This window comes from Enterobacter sp. 186315, from assembly GCF_053290175.1.
In genome coordinates, this window is record NZ_JBPTTK010000001.1 from 200,755 (window position 1) to 219,949 (window position 19,195).

The window sequence follows — 19,195 nt, forward strand, 5'->3', positions numbered from 1 at the left end:
GGCGTTACTCCTTGCGATGGCCGTACACGCGCGGACGGGTGTAGTAGTCAATAAGCGGAACGGTGATATTCGCGAGCAGTACCGCAAAGGCCACGCCGTCCGGATAGCCGCCAAAGCTGCGGATCAGCCATACCAGCAGGCCCGCCAGCGCGCCGAAGATCAGACGCCCACGGTTGGTAGTGGAGGCCGTCACCGGGTCGGTCAGAATAAAGAACGCGCCCAGCATGGTCGCTCCGGAGAGCAGATGCAGCTGCGGGCTTGCCAGCGGCTCGGACGAGAACGCCCAGCCGAGCGTCGAGCACACCGCCAGCGTCACGAGGAAGCTGACCGGGATGTGCCAGCGGATCGCTTTTTGCTGCAACAGGAACAGGCCGCCCAGCAGATAGGCAAGGTTCACCCACTGCCAGCCCGCGCCCGCCAGCACGCCGCTGTAGATAGCGGATTTCATGATCTGCTCTACGCTGTGTCCGGCGTGCAGCGACGTTTTAAAGGTATCCAGCGGCGTCGCCTGGCTGATGCCGTCCACGCCCATGCGCAGGGAATTCATGTCAGCTCCGAGTGCCGTGTGGCCGGTGAAAATCACATGCAGACCGTCCATAAAGCCCGGCACGGTAGCGGCGATCTCATGCGGCGGCAGCCAGCTGGTCATCTGCACCGGGAAGGAGATCAGCAGCACCACGTAGCCGATCATCGCCGGGTTAAACGGGTTGTGACCGAGGCCGCCGTAAAGCTGTTTAGCGATAATGACCGCGAAAACGGTACCCAGCACCACCATCCACCATGGGGCAAACGGCGGGATACTGATCGCCAGCAGCAGCCCGGTCAGCAGCGCGGAGTTATCGCTAAGCACGGGCCCGACCGTTATTTTGCGCAGTTTCAAAACCAGCGCTTCGGCGGCCAGCGCGGCGCCACAGCCCAGGATTATCTGGAAAAGCGTTCCCCAGCCGAAAAACCACAGCTGCACGGCGATGCCCGGCAGCGCGGCCAGGCAGACCAGCATCATAATGCGCGACGTCTGGCGCTGGTTGTGGGTGTAGGGGGAGCTTGCGATTCTGAAAACCATTTATTCCTCGTTTACGGCTTGTTGAGCGGCTTTCCTGGCCTGAACGCGCGCAATCGCGGCGGCGACTGCGGCTTTGCGTGGATCGTCGTCGTTGGCGGCCTGGGGCTGCTCTTCCTGCTGTGCGGCTTTGCGCGCTTTGGCGCGGGCGATAGCGGCCTCAACGGCGGCTTTACGCGGATCGACCGGCGCCTCTGGCTCGGCAGGCTGTGCCTGTTCGGCTTTGCGCGCTTTGGCGCGAGCGATAGCGGCCTCAACGGCGGCTTTGCGCGGATCGACCGGCGCCTCTGGCTCGGCAGGCTGCGCCTGTTCGGCTTTGTGCGCTTTGGCGCGGGCGATAGCGGCCTCAACGGCGGCTTTACGCGGATCGACCGGCGCCGCTGGCTCGGCAGGCTGCGCCTGTTCGGCTTTGCGCGCTTTAGCGCGGGCGATGGCGGCTTCGACAGCGGCTTTGCGCGGGTCAACGTCAGCCTGCGGCTGCGCGTGTTGCGCTTTTTCCGCCTGACGGGCGCGGGCTTCGGCTTTACGCGCCTCGCGCGCGGCAATCACCGCGCTGTTATCCGGCTTCTCTCCGGCGGCGATAACGACCGGCTCTGCGGCGCTGGCTTTTTTCTCGCGAACGCGGGCCAGCGCGGCGTTGATGGCGTCCTGATCTTTCTCGCCAGGCTGCACGGCGGCCTGCTTATGGCGCGCCTGACGCGCGGCTTTTTCGCGCTCAAGGCGAGCCTGACGCGCTTCGAAACGGGCTTTAGCTTCCGCCGCGCGTTTTTCTTCCATTGAGATGGCGTAGATTTCAGCCTTCTCCTGACGGAAATACTGCACCAGCGGAATATTGCTCGGACACACCCAGGCGCAGGCTCCGCACTCGATGCAGTCGGCCAGATTGTGCGCTTTCGCTTTGTCGTGCAGCTGGCCTTTGCTGTACCAGTAAAGCTGCTGCGGCAGAAGATCGGCCGGACAGGCGTCGGCACAGGCGCTACAGCGAATGCAGCCTTTCTCTTCCTGCGACTCGCCCATTTCGGTTGCGGACGGGGCCAGCAGGCAGTTGGTAATTTTCACTACCGGGACGTCGAGCCAGGGCAGGGTAAAGCCCATCAGCGGGCCGCCCATAATCACCATCTGTTCGCTGGCCGCGCAGAACCCGGCGTGATCCAGCAGATGACGCACCGGCGTGCCCAGGCGGGCCCAGACGTTCCCCGGACGGGAAACGGACTCCCCGGTCAGGGTCACCACGCGTTCGGTCAGCGGTTCACCGTCGATCACCGCGCGCTTCACCGCATAGGCGGTGCCGACGTTTTGCATCAGCACGCCGATATCGGACGAGCGGCCGCCGTGCGGAACCTGCTTGCCGGTGAGGATTTGGGTCAGCTGTTTCGCGCCGCCGGACGGGTATTTGGTGGGAATGACGCGCAGGCTGATATCGTGGCTGCCCGCCAGCACCGCACGCAGCATTGAGATGGCCTGCGGTTTGTTGTCTTCGATGCCGATTAACACTTCACGCGGCTGCAAGATATGCGCGAGGATGCGGATCCCTTCCACCACCTGCGCGGCGCAGTCCTGCATCAGACGATCGTCGGCGGTGATGTACGGCTCGCATTCGGCGGCGTTAATAATCAGCGTCTGGATCTTGTCGCCACCGCCGCGCAGCTTCGTGCCCGTCGGGAAGCCCGCGCCGCCAAGCCCGGCAACGCCGAACTGGTGAACGCGTTCGATAAGCTCTTCGCGGCTGTGCGCGCGGTAGTCGCTCCAGCCGTCACGATCGATCCAGCGGTCTTCGCCGTCGGCGTCAATCATGACGCTCAGTTCAGAGAGGGCGGAAGGGTGCGCAACGGTGTGCGGGGCAATGGCCGTCACCGTACCGGAGGTGGGGGCGTGAACCGGCAGCATCCGTCCGCGACCAAAGGTCAGGGGCTGCCCGCGCAGGACATAATCGCCCACTTTTACGCACAGCTCGCCTTCTGCGCCAATGTGCTGTTTGAGCGGCATAACGTAGCGCGCCGCCAGCGGAATTTGACGCAGCGGCGTGCCGTTAGACTGGGTTTTCATCTCTGGCGGGTGAATGCCGCCGTCAAAGTCCCAAATCTTCTCTTTTCTGAAGGCAGAAAATAACTTAAGCATGTTGTTCCACAGGAATGATGCGAACCGGAATGGTCTGAAGATCCCATTTCCAGCTTTCGGTAGTCGTTTCGACCGGGCGTAGCTCGATACACTGCGTCGGGCAGGGGGCTACGCAGAGGTTACAGCCGGTACACAGATCCGCCACCACGGTGTGCATGGCGCGGGTAGCACCGACGATGGCGTCGACAGGACACGCCTGAATACATTTGGTGCAGCCGATGCAGTTAGCTTCGTCAATGACGGCCAGCGCGCGCACCGGCTCTTGTACGTCGTCATCGCCATCAACAGGCTGCGGATCGACGTTAAGCAGGGCGGCGATTTTCAGCATCACCGCTTCGCCGCCTGGCGCACAGCGGTTAATTTTTTCACCCTGCACGCCCACCGCTTCGGCATACGGGCGACAGCCAGGATAACCGCACTGCCCACACTGGCTTTGCGGCAAGAGTTCATCGATTTTTTCTACAACGGGATCGTCCTCCACCGCGAAACGGCGGGAGGCATAGCCCAGAATGATGCCAAACACCAGACCCAGCACGCTGATCGATGCGATGGCAATCCAGATAGCATTCATTACAGCTTCACCAGACCACTAAAGCCCATAAAGGCCAGAGACATTAAACCGGCGGTGACCAGCGCAATGGCGTTACCGCGAAACGGTGCAGGAATATCCGCTGCCGCCAGGCGTTCGCGAATCGAGGCGAACAGCACCATCACCAGAGAGAAACCGACCGCCGCGGAGAAACCGTACAGCGCAGATTGCATAAAATTATGCCCGAGGTTGATGTTCAGCAGCGCCACGCCCAGCACGGCGCAGTTGGTGGTAATCAGCGGAAGGAAGATACCCAGCAGGCGATAGAGCGCCGGGCTGGTCTTGCGCACCACCATCTCGGTGAACTGCACCACTACCGCGATCACGAGGATAAAGGCCAGCGTGCGCAGGTAAGTCAACCCGAGCGGGATGAGGATCCAGTTATCAATCCACCAGGCGCAAATCGACGCCATCGTCATGACGAAGGTGGTTGCCAGCCCCATGCCCATTGCGGTTTCAAGCTTTTTGGACACGCCCATAAACGGGCAGAGGCCAAGGAACTTCACCAGCACGAAGTTGTTAACCAGCACAGTTCCGACAAAGAGCAGTAAGTAATCGGTCATTATTCAGCCTGAAATAAAAAAGCCGCCTATTATCGGACAAACCACAACAGGCGACAACAGGATAACTGTAAGGGTATTACGGGTTCACGAAGGTTTTTTTCACGCGCGTCGAGCGCTTGAAATAGGGGACCAGCAGCGCGGTTGCCAGCAGCGGGAACAACAGCTGGCGAACGGCCAGCGTGTCCGACACCGGCGAGAAAGCAAAGGCTTTAACCGCCAGCAGGACGGAGACCAGCAGCCAGATAATGTAGTGCTTCGGCACTGACCTGCGGCGTTTAAAGAAAGCAATGGTCAGCCACAGCGTGTAATACCACATGCCGATGGCGAAAACGAACGATGCAAACCACAGGGCAATTCTGCCGTTGCTTTGAGACATCAGGGCCTGAATAGCGTGAGGCGTGATCAGCGCAGTGGTATAAAGCAGCAGCGCCAGCGACGCGCTTAATAATGCAACCAGCAGCCATGCCAGCGGGGCGATTAACCAGCCTCCAATTCGTTCTCCGGGCGTTGCGGTCATGTCTTCTCCCATAAGTCTGCGCGAAACGTTATATATAAATTTGCAGGGCGCAGAGTATATAACATTTCGCGCTGATGGCTACTTCTTATAGTACGTAACGCCACACGGACTTAGGGACTTCCCCCACGTTGAACAGGCGACCGCCAGAGACCAGCTCCGCACGACGGTGGTCGGCAGCGCGGTACATGCTGATGATTTCCTGATTATCCGACAGGGTGTAATTCAAATGGTCAAACAGTTTTTCCAGGCTCTCAAGGGAATTGATCTTGCGAAATTTTAATAAATAGTCCTGAACTGTCATGTTAATAAGTTTCCATATAAAAGTGAGTAATACCCGCAAAGGTAATACGTTCGAATAATAAACGGATTAATAAAGACGTAAACTGCCCACTCAGGTAACGCGACTAAATTAGGAGTTTTCTTTGTTGAAAGATTCAGGCATCAGATGATGCCTGGAAGAGAAGGGTAACCCTGTTCAACACGGCTGGCAATACGTTACTGACATAATATGTCATGCTTTATTACCGTGCTGAGATCACTTCGGATGAGCGACTACGACTGGCTCCGGCGGCTGGTAGTTATCAATATGGCTGGCAAAGCCCAGCAAAATGACTGACACACCCAGAACAATCCATCCCGCTAATTCAATGATTCGATTAAATATTGATATCATGATTCGTATAAGTAATTTATCCATAAATTCAGGTTGTAAATATTACTGCGCAACCCGGTTTCCGGCAAGGGCTTTGGGAACGGTTCCCTGCAAATGAAATCAGAAGGTTATAGGAGTGTAACGAAAATAACCGACAGAGAATGCTATCCTAAGTCCTGTGGCACATTATTACTCTTTCATCGCAATACAGTAACCAGTGTGAAATAAGCACATCACCTGCGAGGGTAACACTATGAATGACACTATCCGTGTCGGGCTTATTGGGTATGGTTATGCGAGTAAAACCTTTCACGCCCCGCTGATTGCCGGTACGCCGGGTATGGACCTGGCGGCAATCGCCAGCAGCGACGCTGCAAAAGTGGCAACGGACTGGCCCTCGGTGCCGGTCGTGTCAGAGCCAAAGCATCTGTTTAACGATCCGAACATCGATTTAATTGTCATTCCCACGCCCAACGATACCCACTTCCCGCTGGCGAAAGCGGCGCTGGAGGCCGGGAGACATGTGGTGGTGGATAAACCCCTCACCGTGACGTTGTCACAGGCGCGCGAGCTGGACGCGCTGGCGAAAAGCTTCGGTCGCCTGCTCTCGGTATTTCACAACCGCCGCTGGGACAGCGATTTTCTGACCGTGAAGTCACTGATAAATGAAGGCTCGCTCGGGGAGATCGCCTGGTTCGAGTCGCATTTTGACCGCTACCGGCCGCAGGTGCGCAACCGCTGGCGGGAGCAGGCGGGGCCGGGCAGCGGAATTTGGTACGACCTGGGCCCGCATCTGCTCGATCAGGCGGTGAACCTGTTTGGCCTGCCCGTGAGCCTGACCGTCGACCTGGCGCAGCTACGACCCGGCGCGCAAACCACCGACTGTTTCCACGCGATTTTAAGCTATCCGCAGCGGCGCATCGTGCTGCACGCCTCGATGCTGGCGGCGGCGGAAACGGCGCGCTACATCGTCCACGGGACGCGCGGCAGCTACGTGAAGTTCGGTCTGGATCCGCAGGAGGAGCGGCTCAAGAACGGCGAGCGTCTGCCGCAGGAGGACTGGGGCTACGATATGCGCGACGGGGTGGTGACGCGTTTTGAAGGAGAGGTGCAGGTAGAGGAAACGCTGCTGACGCAACCGGGGAATTACCCGGCCTATTATGCGGCGATCCGCGATGCCCTGAACGGGACGGGCGAAAACCCGGTTCCCGCAAGCCAGGCGATTCAGGTCATGGAGCTGATTGAGCTGGGGATCGAATCTGCCAAACATCGCGCCACGCTCTGTCTGGCATAGGTTTTATCCGTTTTTCCATGCCGGGCGCTACCCGGCACGGGGTTTAGGCGCTTGCGACTTTATCCCGCAGCGCCTGTTTTTCTAACGGCGTCAGGAAGGCCATCTCCAGACCGTTGATCTGCGCCTGGCGGATCTGCTCCCGGCTCAGCCCGGCTTTTGGCGCCGCGATATTGTACTCATGAATGATGTCCACGCTCTGAACCGCCGGATCGTCGGTGTTGAGCGACGCCAGCACGCCATGTTCCAGGAAGGTTTTCAGCGGATGCTTGTCCAGCGAGGCCACGGTGCTGGTCTGAATGTTCGAGGTCAGGCAGGATTCAATCCCGACGCGCTGCTCGGCGAGGAAATCCATCAGGGCGCGATCTTCAACGGCTTTCACACCATGACCGATACGCTCTGCGCCCAGCTCGCGAATGGCCTGCCAGATGCTTTCCGGGCCTGCCGCTTCGCCCGCGTGAACGGTGATGTGCCAGCCCGCATCGCGGGCGCGGTTGAAGTGGGAGAGGAACAGGCTGCCGGGGAAGCCCAGCTCGTCGCCCGCCAGGTCAACGGCGGTGATCTTATCCCGGTGCGCCAGCAGCGCCTCCAGCTCCTGCAAGCATGCCGCTTCACCGAAGGTGCGGCTCATGATGCCAATCAGACGCGCCTGTACGTCAAACGCCTTACAGCCTTCTTCCACGCCAGCAATCACCGCTTCAACCACGCCCGCTACCGGGAGGCTGTGGGTCATCGCCATATAGCCCGGGGAGAAGCGCAGCTCAACGTAGTGCAGGCCGTTACGGGCGGCATCTTCGATATTTTCAAACGCCACGCGGCGGCAGGCGTCAAGGGACGCCAGCATCTTCACGCCCCAGTCGAGCTTGCTGAGAAAGCTCACCAGATCCGGTTCATTCGAGGTCACCTGGACATGCGGGATCAGGGTTTCAAGAGTTTGTGCGGGAAGGGTTAGGTTGAACTTGCGGCCAAGATCGAGAATGGTTTGGGCACGAATGTTACCGTCAAGATGACGATGGATATCAGTGAGGGGAAGGCGTGTATCAATCATGGTCGCACTCTTTTTCTGGTTAAAGTGCGCCATATTATAAAAACAAATCGGGGTAAAAAGCTATTTGCGCAAGGGAATATTCCGTTGCGCAAATGTGTTACAGCAGCGCGCTGATCCCGGCGATAAGGCGTTGAACCCCTTGCTCCAGCTTGCCGCGTGGACACCCTGCGTTCAGGCGAACAAAACCGTTACCCTCTTCACCGTAGGTATATCCCGGCATGATGGCGACTTTTTGCTGCTCAATCAGCACCTTTTGCAGCGCGCGGTCGTCGATATTAAGCGGGCGCAGGTCGATCCAGGCTAGATACGTTGCCTCCGGCGGCTGCCAGTTAAGGGCAGGGAACGCGCGGTTAAGTTGGTCAGCCACGTAGCGCAAATTATCTTCTAAATAGTGGCGAAGCGCGTCGAGCCAGGCTTCTCCCTCCTGATAGGCGGCAATGTGGGCAACCAGCGCCAGCACCGACGGCGAAGAGAGCCCGTCGCGGCCCTTCAGGGCGCTGAGGTAACCGCTGCGGCTGGCCTCATCGCCGATCAGCCCGTACGCGCCGGTCAGCGCCGGGATGTTAAAGCTCTTGGAGCCGGAGGTCAGCAGCGCCCACCTGCCGCGCGCCACCGCGTTCCACGGCGTATGGCGATGTTCGCCCCACACCATGTCCATATGGATCTCATCGCTAATCACCGCCACGTCGTAGCGCTCGCACAGCGCCGCCATTGCGTTCAGCTCGTCACGCGTCCAGACCTTCCCGGTGGGGTTGTGCGGGCTACAGAGCAGCAGGGTTTTGTTTTCCGGTTTTGCCAGCGCGGCTTCCAGCGCGGCCATATTGCCCTGCCAGCCCTGCGCGGTTTTCTCCATCGCCACCGGGACAACGCGGCGCTGGTTGCCCTCAATCGCCTTATAAAACGCGTCGTAGGCCGGGGTATGTACCACCACGCCGTCACCCGGCTCAGACCAGATGCGGATCAGCTCCGAAACCATATAAATGACCGACGGGCCGTAAACAACGGAGTCGGTATCAATCTCGCTGTTGAAGCGCTGGTGGAACCAGTGCGCCACGGCGGCGAGGAACTCGTCGTTCTTCCAGCGGCTGTAGCCAAACACGCCGTGGTCGATACGCTGATGCAGCGCGTCGATAATGCACGGGGCGGTGGCGAAATCCATATCGGAGATAGTTAAGGGCAGCAGATCGGCGGCCCCGAAGCGGTCGGCGATATAATCCCACTGGGTACACCAGGTGCCGTGGCGATCGACGACCTTAGAAAAATCAAACATAACGTGACTCCTAAAAATAAAACCCCCTCATGGCGAGGGGGCGAGGCATCAGGCTTCGACCGTTCGCATCAGGGTCGCCAGCTCGTCTTTGACCGACTGGACCTGCGGGCCGATAACCACCTGCAAATTATGCTGATTCAACTGTACCACGCCGATTGCCCGGTTGGCCTTCAGGGCGTTGGTATCCACTTTGGACATATCCGCCACCGACAGGCGCAGGCGGGTGATGCAGTTATCCAGAGAAGTAATGTTATCCGCACCGCCCAGCGCCGCCAGAATCGCAGGGGTGTTATAGCCGGATTTGCCGACGGTACCCGCCACAGCCTGCTCAACGCTTGCGGTGTCCACATCGCGGCCCGGCGTTTTCAGGTTAAAGCGGGTGATAGCGAAGCGGAAGATGCCGTAGTACACCGCGAACCAGATAGCCGCCACAACCGGCACCAGATACCACTTGGTCGACAGACCGTGCAGGATCCCGAACACCACGAAGTCGATCACGTTACCGTCGGTGTTACCGATAGTCACGCCCAGCACCGCCATGACGGTAAAGCCCAGACCGGTCAGCAGCGCGTGGATGAGGTACAGAACGGGCGCAACGAACAGGAACAGGAATTCGATTGGCTCAGTGGTGCCGCCCACGACGCAGGCGATCACGCCGGAGATAAGCAGGCCCTTAATTTTATGACGGTTTTCAGGACGGGCGCAGTGGTACATCGCCAGCGCCGCACCCGGCAGACCGCCGAGGAAGGCCGGCATTTTACCCTGCGACAGGAAGCGGGTGGCGCTTTCGGAGAAGCCGTGGGTGGTCGGGCAGCTCAGCTGCGCCTGGAAGATGGTCAGCGCGCCGCTCACGTCGTGGCCGCACACGTCCATCGTACCGCCCGCTTCGGTAAAGCGGATCAGCGCGACCAGAATGTGTTGTAAACCAAACGGCAGCAGCAGACGTTCACCGGTACCGAAGATCATCGGGCCAAAATCGCCCGCGCCGTTGATGATGCGGCCGATGCCGGTAATGCCCATCGCAAAGACTGGCCAGATCAGCGGGATAATCAGACCAAACAGGCCCATGACTACGAGGGTGATAATCGGCACAAAGCGGGTGCCGCCAAAGAAGGCCAGCGCGTCCGGCAGGCGGATGTTGTGAAAGCGCTCGTGCAGCATCCAGATGATAACGCCCGCAATCACCGCACCCAGGATCCCGGTATCAATAGACTGAATACCAATCACGCTCTGAATGTTGTTGGCTTTGAGGATCGCGGCATCGGTAGTGGGCAGAATGCCTTTGGCGGTCAGCCAGAAGTTGACCGCCAGGTTCATCACCGCGTAGCCGACGAAACCGGCAAAGGCCGCAACGCCTTTGTTTTCACGCGCCAGCCCGAGCGGGATAGCAATACAGAACATCACCGGCAGGAAGCTAAACGCAAAGGAGCCGACCTTACTCATCCAGATGAAGATCGCCTGCAATACCGGATTGCCGAGGAACGGGATCAGCGTGATAACGTCGTGACTGCTCAGGGAGCTGCCGATCCCGAGCATGATCCCGCAGAAAGAGAGAAGTGCCACGGGCAGCATAAAGGTTTTACCCAGTTGCTGGAAAAACTCCCACAGCGATATTTTTTGTGCTGTTTTCGTCGTCATAAAACGACTCCTTTATGGTTAAACTCAGTTTGCCTGCTTCAATGCAGCGAGAAGATAAAACGTTTTATCAAAGTTTAGTGCGCGCTAAATCACATTCTTAATCTTTGGCTGGTAGTATAAAGAGACCTTATTGATAAAACGTTTTACCGATCTCATTATCAGGGAGTTCCGCCACACATGGCTGTCGCGAAAAAAGTCACCATTAACGATGTCGCTCTGGCGGCTGGCGTGTCCGTCAGCACCGTTTCGCTGGTGCTGAGCGGAAAAGGGCGCATCTCTTCCGCAACGGGCCAGCGCGTTAACGAGGCCGTCGAGCAGCTGGGCTTTGTGCGAAATCGCCAGGCCTCGGCGCTGCGCGGCGGGCAGAGCGGGGTGATTGGGCTGATTGTGCGCGATCTGACCTCGCCGTTTTACGCCGAACTGACCGCCGGGCTTACCGAAGCGCTTGAGGCGCAGGGGCGGATGGTCTTTTTGCTGCACGGCGGGCGCGATGCTGACCAGCTGCTGTCGCGTATGGATATGCTGCTGACCCAGGGCGTTGACGGCGTGATTGTCGCTGGGGCGTCCGGCGTGGGGAGTGAGCTGTGCGAGCGCGCCGCCGAAAAGGGGGTGCCGCTGGTGTTTGCCTCGCGCGCCAGCTATCTGGATGAAGCGGATACGCTGCGCCCGGACAATATGCAGGCGGCACAAATGTTGACCGAACATCTTATTCGTCGCGGCCATCAGCGGATCGCCTGGCTTGGCGGCAAAAGTTCATCACTGACCCGCGCCGAGCGGGTCGGGGGCTATTGCTCCACGCTTATCAAATACGGCCTGCCGTTTCACAGCGAATGGGTGGTGGAGTGCGAATCCAGCCAGAAGCGCGCGGCGGAAGCGATAAACGCCTTACTGCGCGCCAGCCCGACGATCAGCGCCGTCATTTGCTACAACGACGTTATTGCGATGGGGGCCTGGTTTGGCCTGATCCGCGCCGGACGCCAGAGCGGCGAGGGCGGGGTTGAAACTTTCTTCGACCAGCAGGTCGCGCTGGGCGCCTTTGCCGACGTGGGCGAAAACGCGCTGGACGATTTGCCCATCGTCTGGGCAACCACTCCCGCGCGTGAGATGGGCTACACGCTGGCGGACAGGATCATGCAGCGCATCGAGAAAACGGACGTACAGTCCGGACACCAGATTGTCTCGGCCCGGATCGTGACGGTGAAGTAATCTCGCTGCCCACCGTCCGGCAATAAAAAACCCCTCATTCGAGGGGTTTTGCGTTTACTGCTGAGGCGCAACCGGTGCCGGTGGCGCTAACGGCGCGGCTGGCGCTGCCGGTTCAGGCAGACCAAGCGACGGCATTCCGAACATCCCGACGAACTCCTCCAGCGGCATTTTCTGGCCGTTAAGGGTCACCTGACCGTTCGTGTATTGCAGGCTGGCACCAATGGTGTTGTTTTCAAGCGTGGTGATGCGGAACATCTGGCCCATTGCCGCCAGGCCTTTCACCTGCTGGTTCGCCAGCTTACCGGCATCCTCTTCACCATAGCCTTCGAGTTTCGCAATCTGGGTCATAAACTCGGTGGCCATGTCGACCGGAATAGCGAGCTTGCCGTCGAGGGATTTCACGCTGCGATCCAGCTCCTGAGCCAGCGTCTGCGCTTCAGCCTTGGCCGTGGACGGATCCTTCAGGAACAGCGACAGGTTAAAGGTGGTTTCACCTTTGCTGTTTTTCCAGCTCAGCGGCGCAACGGTAATGACTGGCTCGCCTTTGAGCAGGATCGGCAGGTTATTAAACAGCACCGCCATGGCCTGCTGCTGATACATCACCGGATTCTGTTGCAGGGCCGCATCGGTCAGCAGCGCCTGGCTCTCTTTGCTGTACTTCTGGCTAAACTGGTGCCACGCCGCGCCGTCGATATTGCCGATTTTCAGCGACAGCTTGCCGGTGCCCAGATCCTGATTCTGCACCTTCAGGCTTTTCAGGGTGTAGTCCAGCTGGGTGTTGATGCTCTTGCCATCTTTGGAGACGTCGGATTTACCGTCCAGATCCATCCCTTCCAGCACCGCCATCTCTTTACCTTCAACGGCGATGGCAAGTTTCTCCAGGCTGAGCTTCTGATCGCCAATGCGCTCGTCAAAGCTGGTCATCTTGCTGTTGCCGTCGGCCTTGAGGTTATTAAAGGTGAGCTGCACCTTCTGGTCGTATTCGTTGACCGCGTTCACCAGGCCGCTCTGCGCTTCGCCGCTCAGGCTCACGTTTTTACCGTCGCGATCCGCGTCGAGCTGGAAGTGGCCGCCGCTAAAGGCCACTTTGTCAGTACCGTTTTCGTAGTTCAGGGCTTTCAGGGCGATATCGGAGCTGGTGTCTCCGCTATAGCTGATGCGGGTTTCAATTTCAAACGGTGAGGTGTCTTTGGCGATGTCGAACAGCTGCTTCGTAACATCGTTCTTCACCAGCACGGTTTTCACCGACGCCATGGAAGGAATGAGATTAAAGGATTTCAGCTGTGCCAGCGGGAAGGGGCCGTGGCTGACCACTTCATTGAGCACCACGCTTTGACCCGGCTTCAGCAGGGCATTGGTGTTACCGGCTACCGGTTTAACCACCAGATCCATATGGCTGGTGAATACGCCACGCTGATAATTCTGATAGCTCAACTCAACGCCCGCTTCCGGGGCGCTGCGTTTAATTTCGCTGTTGGCCTGTGCAACCATCTCTGCCAGGCGACCCTCAAGCTGCTTGCCGGTGAACCAGGATGCTCCCGTCCAGACCACGCCTAATGCGACAATAACGCCAACCGCTACGACCGATTTTTTCATTGCGACTATCCCTAAAATGAAACCAGGCGGTACTAACCGCCTGGTGATAAATGCCTTCAATTAGAGTAGCAAGAGTTGTTAAAAAAATCAGTAAGTGCTTAAAGCTTATTAAAAACCCGCGCCAGGCGACCGGTGCCGCTGATGCTAATCGGAGACTCATTGGCCGCGACGAACGCCGACTCGCCCGGCTTTAGCACCAGACGCTGCGCGTCTTTGTGCAGCACCGCTTCGCCCTCAACGCAGAACAGGATCGCCGCGCTGTCCTGGGCAACGGGGGTTTCCGTCTGGCTGAGATCGTGCAGCGAGAAGGCGAAATCGTCGACCGGAATCGGGAAGTCCAGCTCTGCGCCATTTTTCACCGGCTGGGTCAGCAGCTCTGCCGCCGGCTTGGCAACAAACTTCACGTTCGCGACCAGCTCGGGGATGTCGATATACTTTGGCGTCAGCCCCGCGCGCAGCACGTTATCGGAGTTCGCCATCACCTCCAGCGCCACGCCTTGCAGGTAGGCGTGCGGGGTTTCGGCAAAGAGGAACATCGCCTCGCCCGGGTTGAGCTTCACCACGTTCAGCAGCAGCGGGGAGAACAGGCCGCTGTCGTCGGGATAAAATTCAGAAATCACGCGGATGGTGTCCCACGGCTCGCCCTGCTGGCCGTTGAGCGCCGCTTTCAGCACCGCCAGCGCGTGGGATTTTTCCTCGCCCTGCATGTTGAGCAGGCTGGCAAACAGCTGGCTCAGCCCCTGAGCGTCAGGGTTTTGCAGGAAGTGGGCGATAGCCTTATTGGCACCCGCAACCGGCTGGAGCAGGGAGATAATGTCGGAAAATTCGCGGAACGCGTTCATCGCCAGGAACGGCGTCAGCGCAAAGACCAGCTCCGGCTTGTGGTTCGGATCTTTGTAGTTACGCTCGGCGGCATCTAAAGGAATACCGGCGGCGTTCTCTTTGGCAAAACCGATTTCAGACGCTTTCTTGTTCGGGTGAACCTGAATAGAGAGCGGCTGGTCAGCGCACAGCACTTTAAACAGGAACGGCAGCTCGCCGAAACGGCTGGCGACTTTATCACCGAGCAGCGCGGATTTGTCCGCGTCGATTACGTCGCGCAGGGAGCGAACCTGACCGCTGGCATCTTCAACCTTTGAGCTGCTCTTCGGGTGGGCGCCCATCCACAGCTCGGCCATCGGCTGGTTGTCTGGATTTGCAATGCCGTAGAGATCCGTTAACGCAGTTTTACTTCCCCAGGCGTAGTTTTGCACTGAGTTGATGAGTTTTTGCATTATCAAGCCCTGATTCAAATGTGGAATTAACTGCGGGTATTAAAGCAATAAACCGTCGGGAAGTAACCTGCGGATGTAAAAAGTCGTACTAGTCTCAGTTTTTGTTAAAAAATTGTGTAGGATAAGCAAACTCGCTTTTACGCCGGGCAGCGGAACATCTGCCCTGAATAATCAGACCCAAGCAGTCAGTGAGAGAACAATGTCGAACAAACCCTTCTATTATCAGGATCCTTTCCCCCTCAGTCAGGATCGGACCGAGTATTACCTGTTAACCCGCGATTACGTTTCTGTCTCTGAGTTTGAAGGGCAGGAGATCCTCAAAGTCGATCCGCAGGCGCTGACGCTGATGGCGCAGCAGGCCTTCCACGACGCCTCTTTTATGCTCCGTCCGGCGCATCAGCAGCAGGTTGCCGATATCCTGAACGATCCGCAGGCTAGCGAAAACGACAAATACGTCGCGCTGCAATTCCTGCGTAACTCCGATATCGCCGCCAAAGGCATTCTGCCGACCTGTCAGGACACGGGCACCGCGATCATTACCGGTAAAAAAGGCCAGCGCGTCTGGACCGGCGGCGGTGACGAAGCGGCGCTGGCGCACGGCGTCTATAACACCTATATCGAAGATAACCTGCGCTACTCGCAAAACGCCGCGCTCGACATGTATAAAGAGGTCAACACCGGCACCAACCTGCCCGCGCAGATCGATCTCTACAGCGTGGACGGCGATGAATACAAATTCCTCTGCATCGCCAAAGGCGGCGGTTCAGCCAACAAAACCTACCTGTATCAGGAAACCAAAGCGCTGCTCACGCCGGGCAAGCTGAAAAATTATCTGGTGGAGAAGATGCGGACCCTCGGCACGGCCGCCTGTCCTCCGTACCATATCGCCTTTGTGATTGGCGGTACCTCTGCTGAAAGCACGCTGAAAACCGTGAAGCTCGCCTCAACCAAGTATTACGACGGCCTGCCAACCGAAGGCAACGAGCACGGCCAGGCCTTCCGCGACGTGCAGCTGGAACAAGAGCTGCTGACCGAGGCGCAGAATCTGGGTCTGGGCGCGCAGTTTGGCGGTAAATACTTTGCCCACGATATCCGCGTGATCCGCCTGCCGCGCCACGGCGCTTCCTGCCCGGTGGGGATGGGCGTGTCCTGCTCTGCGGATCGCAACATCAAGGCCAAGATCAACCGCGACGGCATCTGGATCGAGAAGCTGGAAAATAACCCAGGCAAATACATCCCGGAAGAATTGCGTAAAGCGGGCGAGGGTGAAGCGGTACGCGTGGACCTCAACCGTCCGATGAGCGAGATCCTGGCGCAGCTTTCTCAGTACCCGGTATCGACCCGCCTGTCCCTCAACGGCACGATTATCGTGGGGCGCGACATTGCCCACGCGAAGCTGAAAGAGCGTCTGGACAACGGCGAAGGGCTGCCGCAGTACATCAAAGATCACCCTATCTACTACGCGGGCCCGGCGAAAACGCCTGAGGGGTATGCGTCCGGTTCACTAGGCCCAACCACGGCGGGGCGTATGGACTCCTACGTCGACCAGCTTCAGGCCAACGGCGGCAGCATGATCATGCTGGCGAAAGGCAACCGCAGCCAGCAGGTGACGGACGCGTGCCACAAGCACGGCGGCTTCTACCTCGGCAGCATCGGCGGCCCGGCGGCGGTACTGGCGCAGGGCAGCATCAAGAGCCTGGAGTGCGTGGAATATCCGGAACTGGGTATGGAAGCTATCTGGAAAATTGAAGTGGAAGATTTCCCGGCGTTTATCCTGGTGGATGACAAAGGTAATGACTTCTTCAAACAGATCCAGTCGTCCCAGTGTTCGGCGTGTGTGAAATAGTCTGAAGAAAATGCCGGGTGGCGCTGACGCTTACCCGGCCTACATTCTCGTAGGTCGGGTAAGGCGAAGCCGCCACCCGACACCAAAAAGAGCGCACAAAGCGCCATATCGATCCTCAGAAGTCATCAATACTTATCTCTTAAGCATGTGAGCCATTCCATCATTGTTATCAAGGAGAAAGTAATGACCACGGTACGTAGCGAAAAAGATTCTATGGGCGCGATCGACGTCCCGGCCGATAAGCTATGGGGCGCACAAACCCAGCGTTCGCTGGAACATTTCCGTATCTCAACTGAAAAAATGCCCGTTTCGCTGATCCAGGCGCTGGCGCTGACCAAACGCGCCGCCGCTAAGGTGAATCAGGATCTCGGCCTGCTGGCGGCCGACAAAGCCACCGCCATTATCAATGCCGCCGATGAAGTGCTGGCGGGCAAACACCCGGATGAATTCCCGCTCGCCATCTGGCAGACCGGATCCGGCACCCAGAGCAACATGAACATGAACGAGGTGCTGGCGAACCGCGCAAGCGAGCTGCTGGGCGGCGTGCGCGGAATGGATCGCAAGGTTCACCCGAACGATGACGTGAACAAAAGCCAAAGCTCAAACGACGTCTTCCCGACGGCGATGCACGTAGCGGCGGTGATTGCCATCCGCGAGCAGCTTATTCCGCAGCTGAACGTGCTCAAAACCACGCTCAACCAGAAAGCCGACGCCTTTAAAGATATCGTCAAAATTGGCCGTACCCATCTGCAAGACGCCACGCCGCTGACGCTCGGTCAGGAGATCTCCGGCTGGGTCGCCATGCTGGAACACAACCTGAAGCACATCGATAACAGCCTGCCGCACCTGGCGGAGCTGGCGCTCGGCGGTACGGCGGTCGGGACGGGGCTGAATACCCATCCGGAATACGCGGTGCGCGTGGCGAAGGCGCTGGCGGAGTTCACCGGGCAGCCGTTTGTCACCGCCCCGAACAAGTTTGAAGCGCTCGCCACCTGCGATGCGCTGGTGCATACCCACGGCGCGCTGAAAGGGCTGGCTGCCTCGCTGATGAAAATTGCCAACGACGTGCGCTGGCTGGCCTCGGGCCCGCGCTGCGGGATCGGCGAAATCAGCATTCCTGAAAACGAGCCGGGCAGCTCCATCATGCCGGGCAAAGTGAACCCGACCCAGTGTGAAGCCATGACCATGCTCTGCTGTCAGGTGATAGGCAACGACGTGGCCGTCAATATGGGCGGAGCGTCCGGTAACTTTGAGCTGAACGTCTATCGCCCGATGGTGATCCACAACGTGCTGCAATCGGTGCGTCTGCTGGCGGACGGCATGGAGAGCTTTAACGAGCACTGCGCGGTGGGTATCGAGCCGAACCGCGAGCGCATCAGCCAGCTGCTGAACGAGTCGCTGATGCTGGTGACCGCGCTCAACACCCATATCGGCTACGACAAAGCGGCCGAAATTGCCAAGAAAGCGCACAAGGAGGGGTTAACCCTGAAAGCCTCCGCGCTGGCGCTGGGCTATCTGACGGAGGCCGAGTTCGACAGCTGGGTGCGCCCGGAAGAGATGGTCGGCAGCCTGAAGTAATCACTCCGCCACGTACAGGTGCAGCCGTGGGATAATCAACCGCAGCGGCTGCGCCTCTGGCTTATAGCGATGCTGAACATTTTCGGCATCGTAATTCAGCAATTCCCCGATATCCGGCACCACCGCCCCCTGATCCGCATCATACAGCGCGATCAGCGGCGTCGGGCAGGCGTGCTGCACCTGCTTTTGCTGCCCGGAATACCACACCCGCGCGATGGGCTGCACCTTGACCGGACGCTTGATCTTCAGCCGCGTACTGGCGGGCAGCAACGCAATGCTCTGATACTCCTGCTCCAGACGCTCGATCCACTGCTCACGCGACCAGGGGGCGACGGTGCGCGGCGCTCTCAGGCTTTTCTCCAGCTGCGCCAGGATCTCATCCCGGGTGAAGTTTTTAATAATGTGCTTGTTCGCCCAGCCAAACCGCAGCGTGGCGGGGTGGCGCAATACCGTCAGCGTGCGGTAGGCGTTCAGCGTGATAAGCCCCGGAAGCTGGCGGTGAACCCATTCAAAGCGGGCGGCGGGGGCTAAACTCGACTCCTCGGTAACGATCTTCTCAAAGGCCGCTTTCAGGCTGTTAATGTGATTAATTTGATTTTCCAGCGCCTCGCGCGTCGCACCGTCCGTCTGCAAACAGATCACCCCCGGCAGGCGAACGGCCGCTTTGCTGCTGCGGTTTTCGGACTGCTGCTGGATAAACAGGCGGCGATAGTGCTGTAAGGTCAGCTCCAGCGCGGCCTTACCCAGGTGTTGTTTCACCTCGATGGTCTCCAGCGGATCGTGCTCCGCGCCTTTTACGACGTCCGGCAGGGTAAAGACGCGCGCGGCCAGCAGGCGACAGGTCTGCAAACGTTCGGTCAGCGTGAGCAGTTCGTGTTCCATTTCGCGAAACGTGGTGTTGAGCCTTTCAATCAGATCGTAAGTCGCCATAAAGCACCTTTTTTAGTTA

General features: G+C 58.6%; 17 protein-coding genes. 4 read left to right on the plus strand and 13 right to left on the minus strand.

What is annotated here, in order from left to right; all coding sequences use genetic code 11:
* Positions 1-4: 4 nt before the first annotated feature.
* The 7 genes from rsxD to blr form a co-directional block, all read right to left on the minus strand.
* A complete protein-coding gene (gene rsxD, locus ACSVHP_RS00995) occupies positions 5-1,063 on the minus strand; it encodes an electron transport complex subunit RsxD (RefSeq protein ID WP_447550673.1) in 1,059 nt (352 codons plus the stop codon).
* Positions 1,064-3,178, minus strand: coding sequence for an electron transport complex subunit RsxC (gene rsxC / locus ACSVHP_RS01000; protein WP_447550674.1), 2,115 nt, complete (start codon positions 3,176-3,178; stop codon positions 1,064-1,066).
* Positions 3,171-3,749, minus strand: coding sequence for an electron transport complex subunit RsxB (rsxB, locus tag ACSVHP_RS01005; RefSeq protein WP_417313923.1), 579 nt, complete (start codon positions 3,747-3,749; stop codon positions 3,171-3,173). Before rsxB ends, rsxC begins: the two co-directional genes overlap by 8 nt.
* Positions 3,749-4,330 (minus strand): electron transport complex subunit RsxA, encoded by a 582-nt coding sequence (gene rsxA, locus ACSVHP_RS01010; RefSeq protein ID WP_234675232.1) that lies wholly within the window; start codon positions 4,328-4,330, stop codon positions 3,749-3,751. The genes rsxB and rsxA overlap by 1 nt, the downstream gene beginning before the upstream one ends.
* Positions 4,331-4,406: 76 nt before the next feature.
* On the minus strand, positions 4,407-4,847 hold the full coding sequence (locus tag ACSVHP_RS01015) for a DUF2569 domain-containing protein (RefSeq protein WP_447550675.1): 441 nt from the start codon (positions 4,845-4,847) through the stop codon (positions 4,407-4,409).
* 85 nt (positions 4,848-4,932) lie between these two features.
* Positions 4,933-5,148, minus strand: a complete 216-nt coding sequence (gene ydgT / locus ACSVHP_RS01020) for a transcription modulator YdgT (RefSeq protein ID WP_234675234.1) — start codon at positions 5,146-5,148, stop codon at positions 4,933-4,935.
* A 234-nt stretch (positions 5,149-5,382) separates the two neighbouring features.
* Positions 5,383-5,520: a division septum protein Blr gene (gene blr / locus ACSVHP_RS01025; protein ID WP_447550866.1), complete on the minus strand. Its 138-nt coding sequence runs from the start codon at positions 5,518-5,520 to the stop codon at positions 5,383-5,385.
* 232 nt (positions 5,521-5,752) lie between these two features.
* Between blr and ACSVHP_RS01030 the strand changes: the two genes are divergently transcribed.
* Entirely contained in the window at positions 5,753-6,793 is a 1,041-nt protein-coding gene (locus ACSVHP_RS01030; protein ID WP_447550676.1) for an oxidoreductase, read from the plus strand.
* A gap of 43 nt (positions 6,794-6,836) precedes the next feature.
* Here the strand turns inward: ACSVHP_RS01030 and add are convergent, their stop codons facing one another.
* The 3 genes from add to malX all read right to left on the minus strand — a co-directional run bounded on the left by add (position 6,837) and on the right by malX (position 10,746).
* Positions 6,837-7,838 carry an adenosine deaminase gene (add, locus tag ACSVHP_RS01035; protein ID WP_447550677.1) on the minus strand — a complete coding sequence of 334 codons (1,002 nt, stop codon included), beginning with the start codon at positions 7,836-7,838 and terminating at the stop codon, positions 6,837-6,839.
* A gap of 97 nt (positions 7,839-7,935) precedes the next feature.
* Complete coding sequence (locus ACSVHP_RS01040; RefSeq protein ID WP_447550678.1) at positions 7,936-9,108, minus strand: MalY/PatB family protein; 1,173 nt, start codon at positions 9,106-9,108, stop codon at positions 7,936-7,938.
* A 48-nt stretch (positions 9,109-9,156) separates the two neighbouring features.
* Entirely contained in the window at positions 9,157-10,746 is a 1,590-nt protein-coding gene (gene malX / locus ACSVHP_RS01045) for a maltose/glucose-specific PTS transporter subunit IIBC (protein ID WP_447550679.1), read from the minus strand.
* A 177-nt stretch (positions 10,747-10,923) separates the two neighbouring features.
* Here malX and ACSVHP_RS01050 point away from each other — a divergent pair, with 177 nt between their 5' ends.
* Positions 10,924-11,952 carry a Mal regulon transcriptional regulator MalI gene (locus tag ACSVHP_RS01050; RefSeq protein WP_234675239.1) on the plus strand — a complete coding sequence of 343 codons (1,029 nt, stop codon included), beginning with the start codon at positions 10,924-10,926 and terminating at the stop codon, positions 11,950-11,952.
* 54 nt (positions 11,953-12,006) lie between these two features.
* Here ACSVHP_RS01050 and ACSVHP_RS01055 read toward each other — a convergent pair whose 3' ends face one another.
* Positions 12,007-13,548, minus strand: a complete 1,542-nt coding sequence (locus ACSVHP_RS01055) for a YdgA family protein (RefSeq protein ID WP_447550680.1) — start codon at positions 13,546-13,548, stop codon at positions 12,007-12,009.
* Between the two features lie 98 nt (positions 13,549-13,646).
* Complete coding sequence (manA, locus tag ACSVHP_RS01060) at positions 13,647-14,822, minus strand: mannose-6-phosphate isomerase (RefSeq protein ID WP_234675241.1); 1,176 nt, start codon at positions 14,820-14,822, stop codon at positions 13,647-13,649.
* A gap of 199 nt (positions 14,823-15,021) precedes the next feature.
* Here manA and fumA point away from each other — a divergent pair, with 199 nt between their 5' ends.
* Positions 15,022-16,668 (plus strand): class I fumarate hydratase FumA, encoded by a 1,647-nt coding sequence (gene fumA, locus ACSVHP_RS01065; RefSeq protein WP_447550681.1) that lies wholly within the window; start codon positions 15,022-15,024, stop codon positions 16,666-16,668.
* Positions 16,669-16,851: 183 nt separating this feature from the next.
* Positions 16,852-18,246: a class II fumarate hydratase gene (fumC, locus tag ACSVHP_RS01070; RefSeq protein ID WP_447550682.1), complete on the plus strand. Its 1,395-nt coding sequence runs from the start codon at positions 16,852-16,854 to the stop codon at positions 18,244-18,246.
* Here fumC and tus read toward each other — a convergent pair whose 3' ends face one another.
* Positions 18,247-19,176 carry a DNA replication terminus site-binding protein gene (tus, locus tag ACSVHP_RS01075; RefSeq protein ID WP_447550683.1) on the minus strand — a complete coding sequence of 310 codons (930 nt, stop codon included), beginning with the start codon at positions 19,174-19,176 and terminating at the stop codon, positions 18,247-18,249.
* Between the last annotated feature and the right edge of the window lie 19 nt (positions 19,177-19,195).

Bases quoted from the DNA above. Each gene is read 5' to 3' on its own strand.
- ACSVHP_RS01055 (WP_447550680.1), bottom strand. From the start codon at position 13,548: ATGAAAAAATCGGTCGTAGCGGTTGGCGTTATTGTCGCATTAGGCGTG.
- fumC (WP_447550682.1), top strand. From the start codon at position 16,852: ATGACCACGGTACGTAGCGAAAAAGATTCTATGGGCGCGATCGACGTC.
- manA (WP_234675241.1), bottom strand. From the start codon at position 14,822: ATGCAAAAACTCATCAACTCAGTGCAAAACTACGCCTGGGGAAGTAAA.
- blr (WP_447550866.1), bottom strand. From the start codon at position 5,520: ATGATATCAATATTTAATCGAATCATTGAATTAGCGGGATGGATTGTT.
- rsxB (WP_417313923.1), bottom strand. From the start codon at position 3,749: ATGAATGCTATCTGGATTGCCATCGCATCGATCAGCGTGCTGGGTCTG.
- add (WP_447550677.1), bottom strand. From the start codon at position 7,838: ATGATTGATACACGCCTTCCCCTCACTGATATCCATCGTCATCTTGAC.
- ACSVHP_RS01040 (WP_447550678.1), bottom strand. From the start codon at position 9,108: ATGTTTGATTTTTCTAAGGTCGTCGATCGCCACGGCACCTGGTGTACC.
- rsxA (WP_234675232.1), bottom strand. From the start codon at position 4,330: ATGACCGATTACTTACTGCTCTTTGTCGGAACTGTGCTGGTTAACAAC.
- tus (WP_447550683.1), bottom strand. From the start codon at position 19,176: ATGGCGACTTACGATCTGATTGAAAGGCTCAACACCACGTTTCGCGAA.
- ACSVHP_RS01015 (WP_447550675.1), bottom strand. From the start codon at position 4,847: ATGACCGCAACGCCCGGAGAACGAATTGGAGGCTGGTTAATCGCCCCG.
- fumA (WP_447550681.1), top strand. From the start codon at position 15,022: ATGTCGAACAAACCCTTCTATTATCAGGATCCTTTCCCCCTCAGTCAG.
- ACSVHP_RS01050 (WP_234675239.1), top strand. From the start codon at position 10,924: ATGGCTGTCGCGAAAAAAGTCACCATTAACGATGTCGCTCTGGCGGCT.
- rsxD (WP_447550673.1), bottom strand. From the start codon at position 1,063: ATGGTTTTCAGAATCGCAAGCTCCCCCTACACCCACAACCAGCGCCAG.
- ACSVHP_RS01030 (WP_447550676.1), top strand. From the start codon at position 5,753: ATGAATGACACTATCCGTGTCGGGCTTATTGGGTATGGTTATGCGAGT.
- malX (WP_447550679.1), bottom strand. From the start codon at position 10,746: ATGACGACGAAAACAGCACAAAAAATATCGCTGTGGGAGTTTTTCCAG.
- rsxC (WP_447550674.1), bottom strand. From the start codon at position 3,178: ATGCTTAAGTTATTTTCTGCCTTCAGAAAAGAGAAGATTTGGGACTTT.
- ydgT (WP_234675234.1), bottom strand. From the start codon at position 5,148: ATGACAGTTCAGGACTATTTATTAAAATTTCGCAAGATCAATTCCCTT.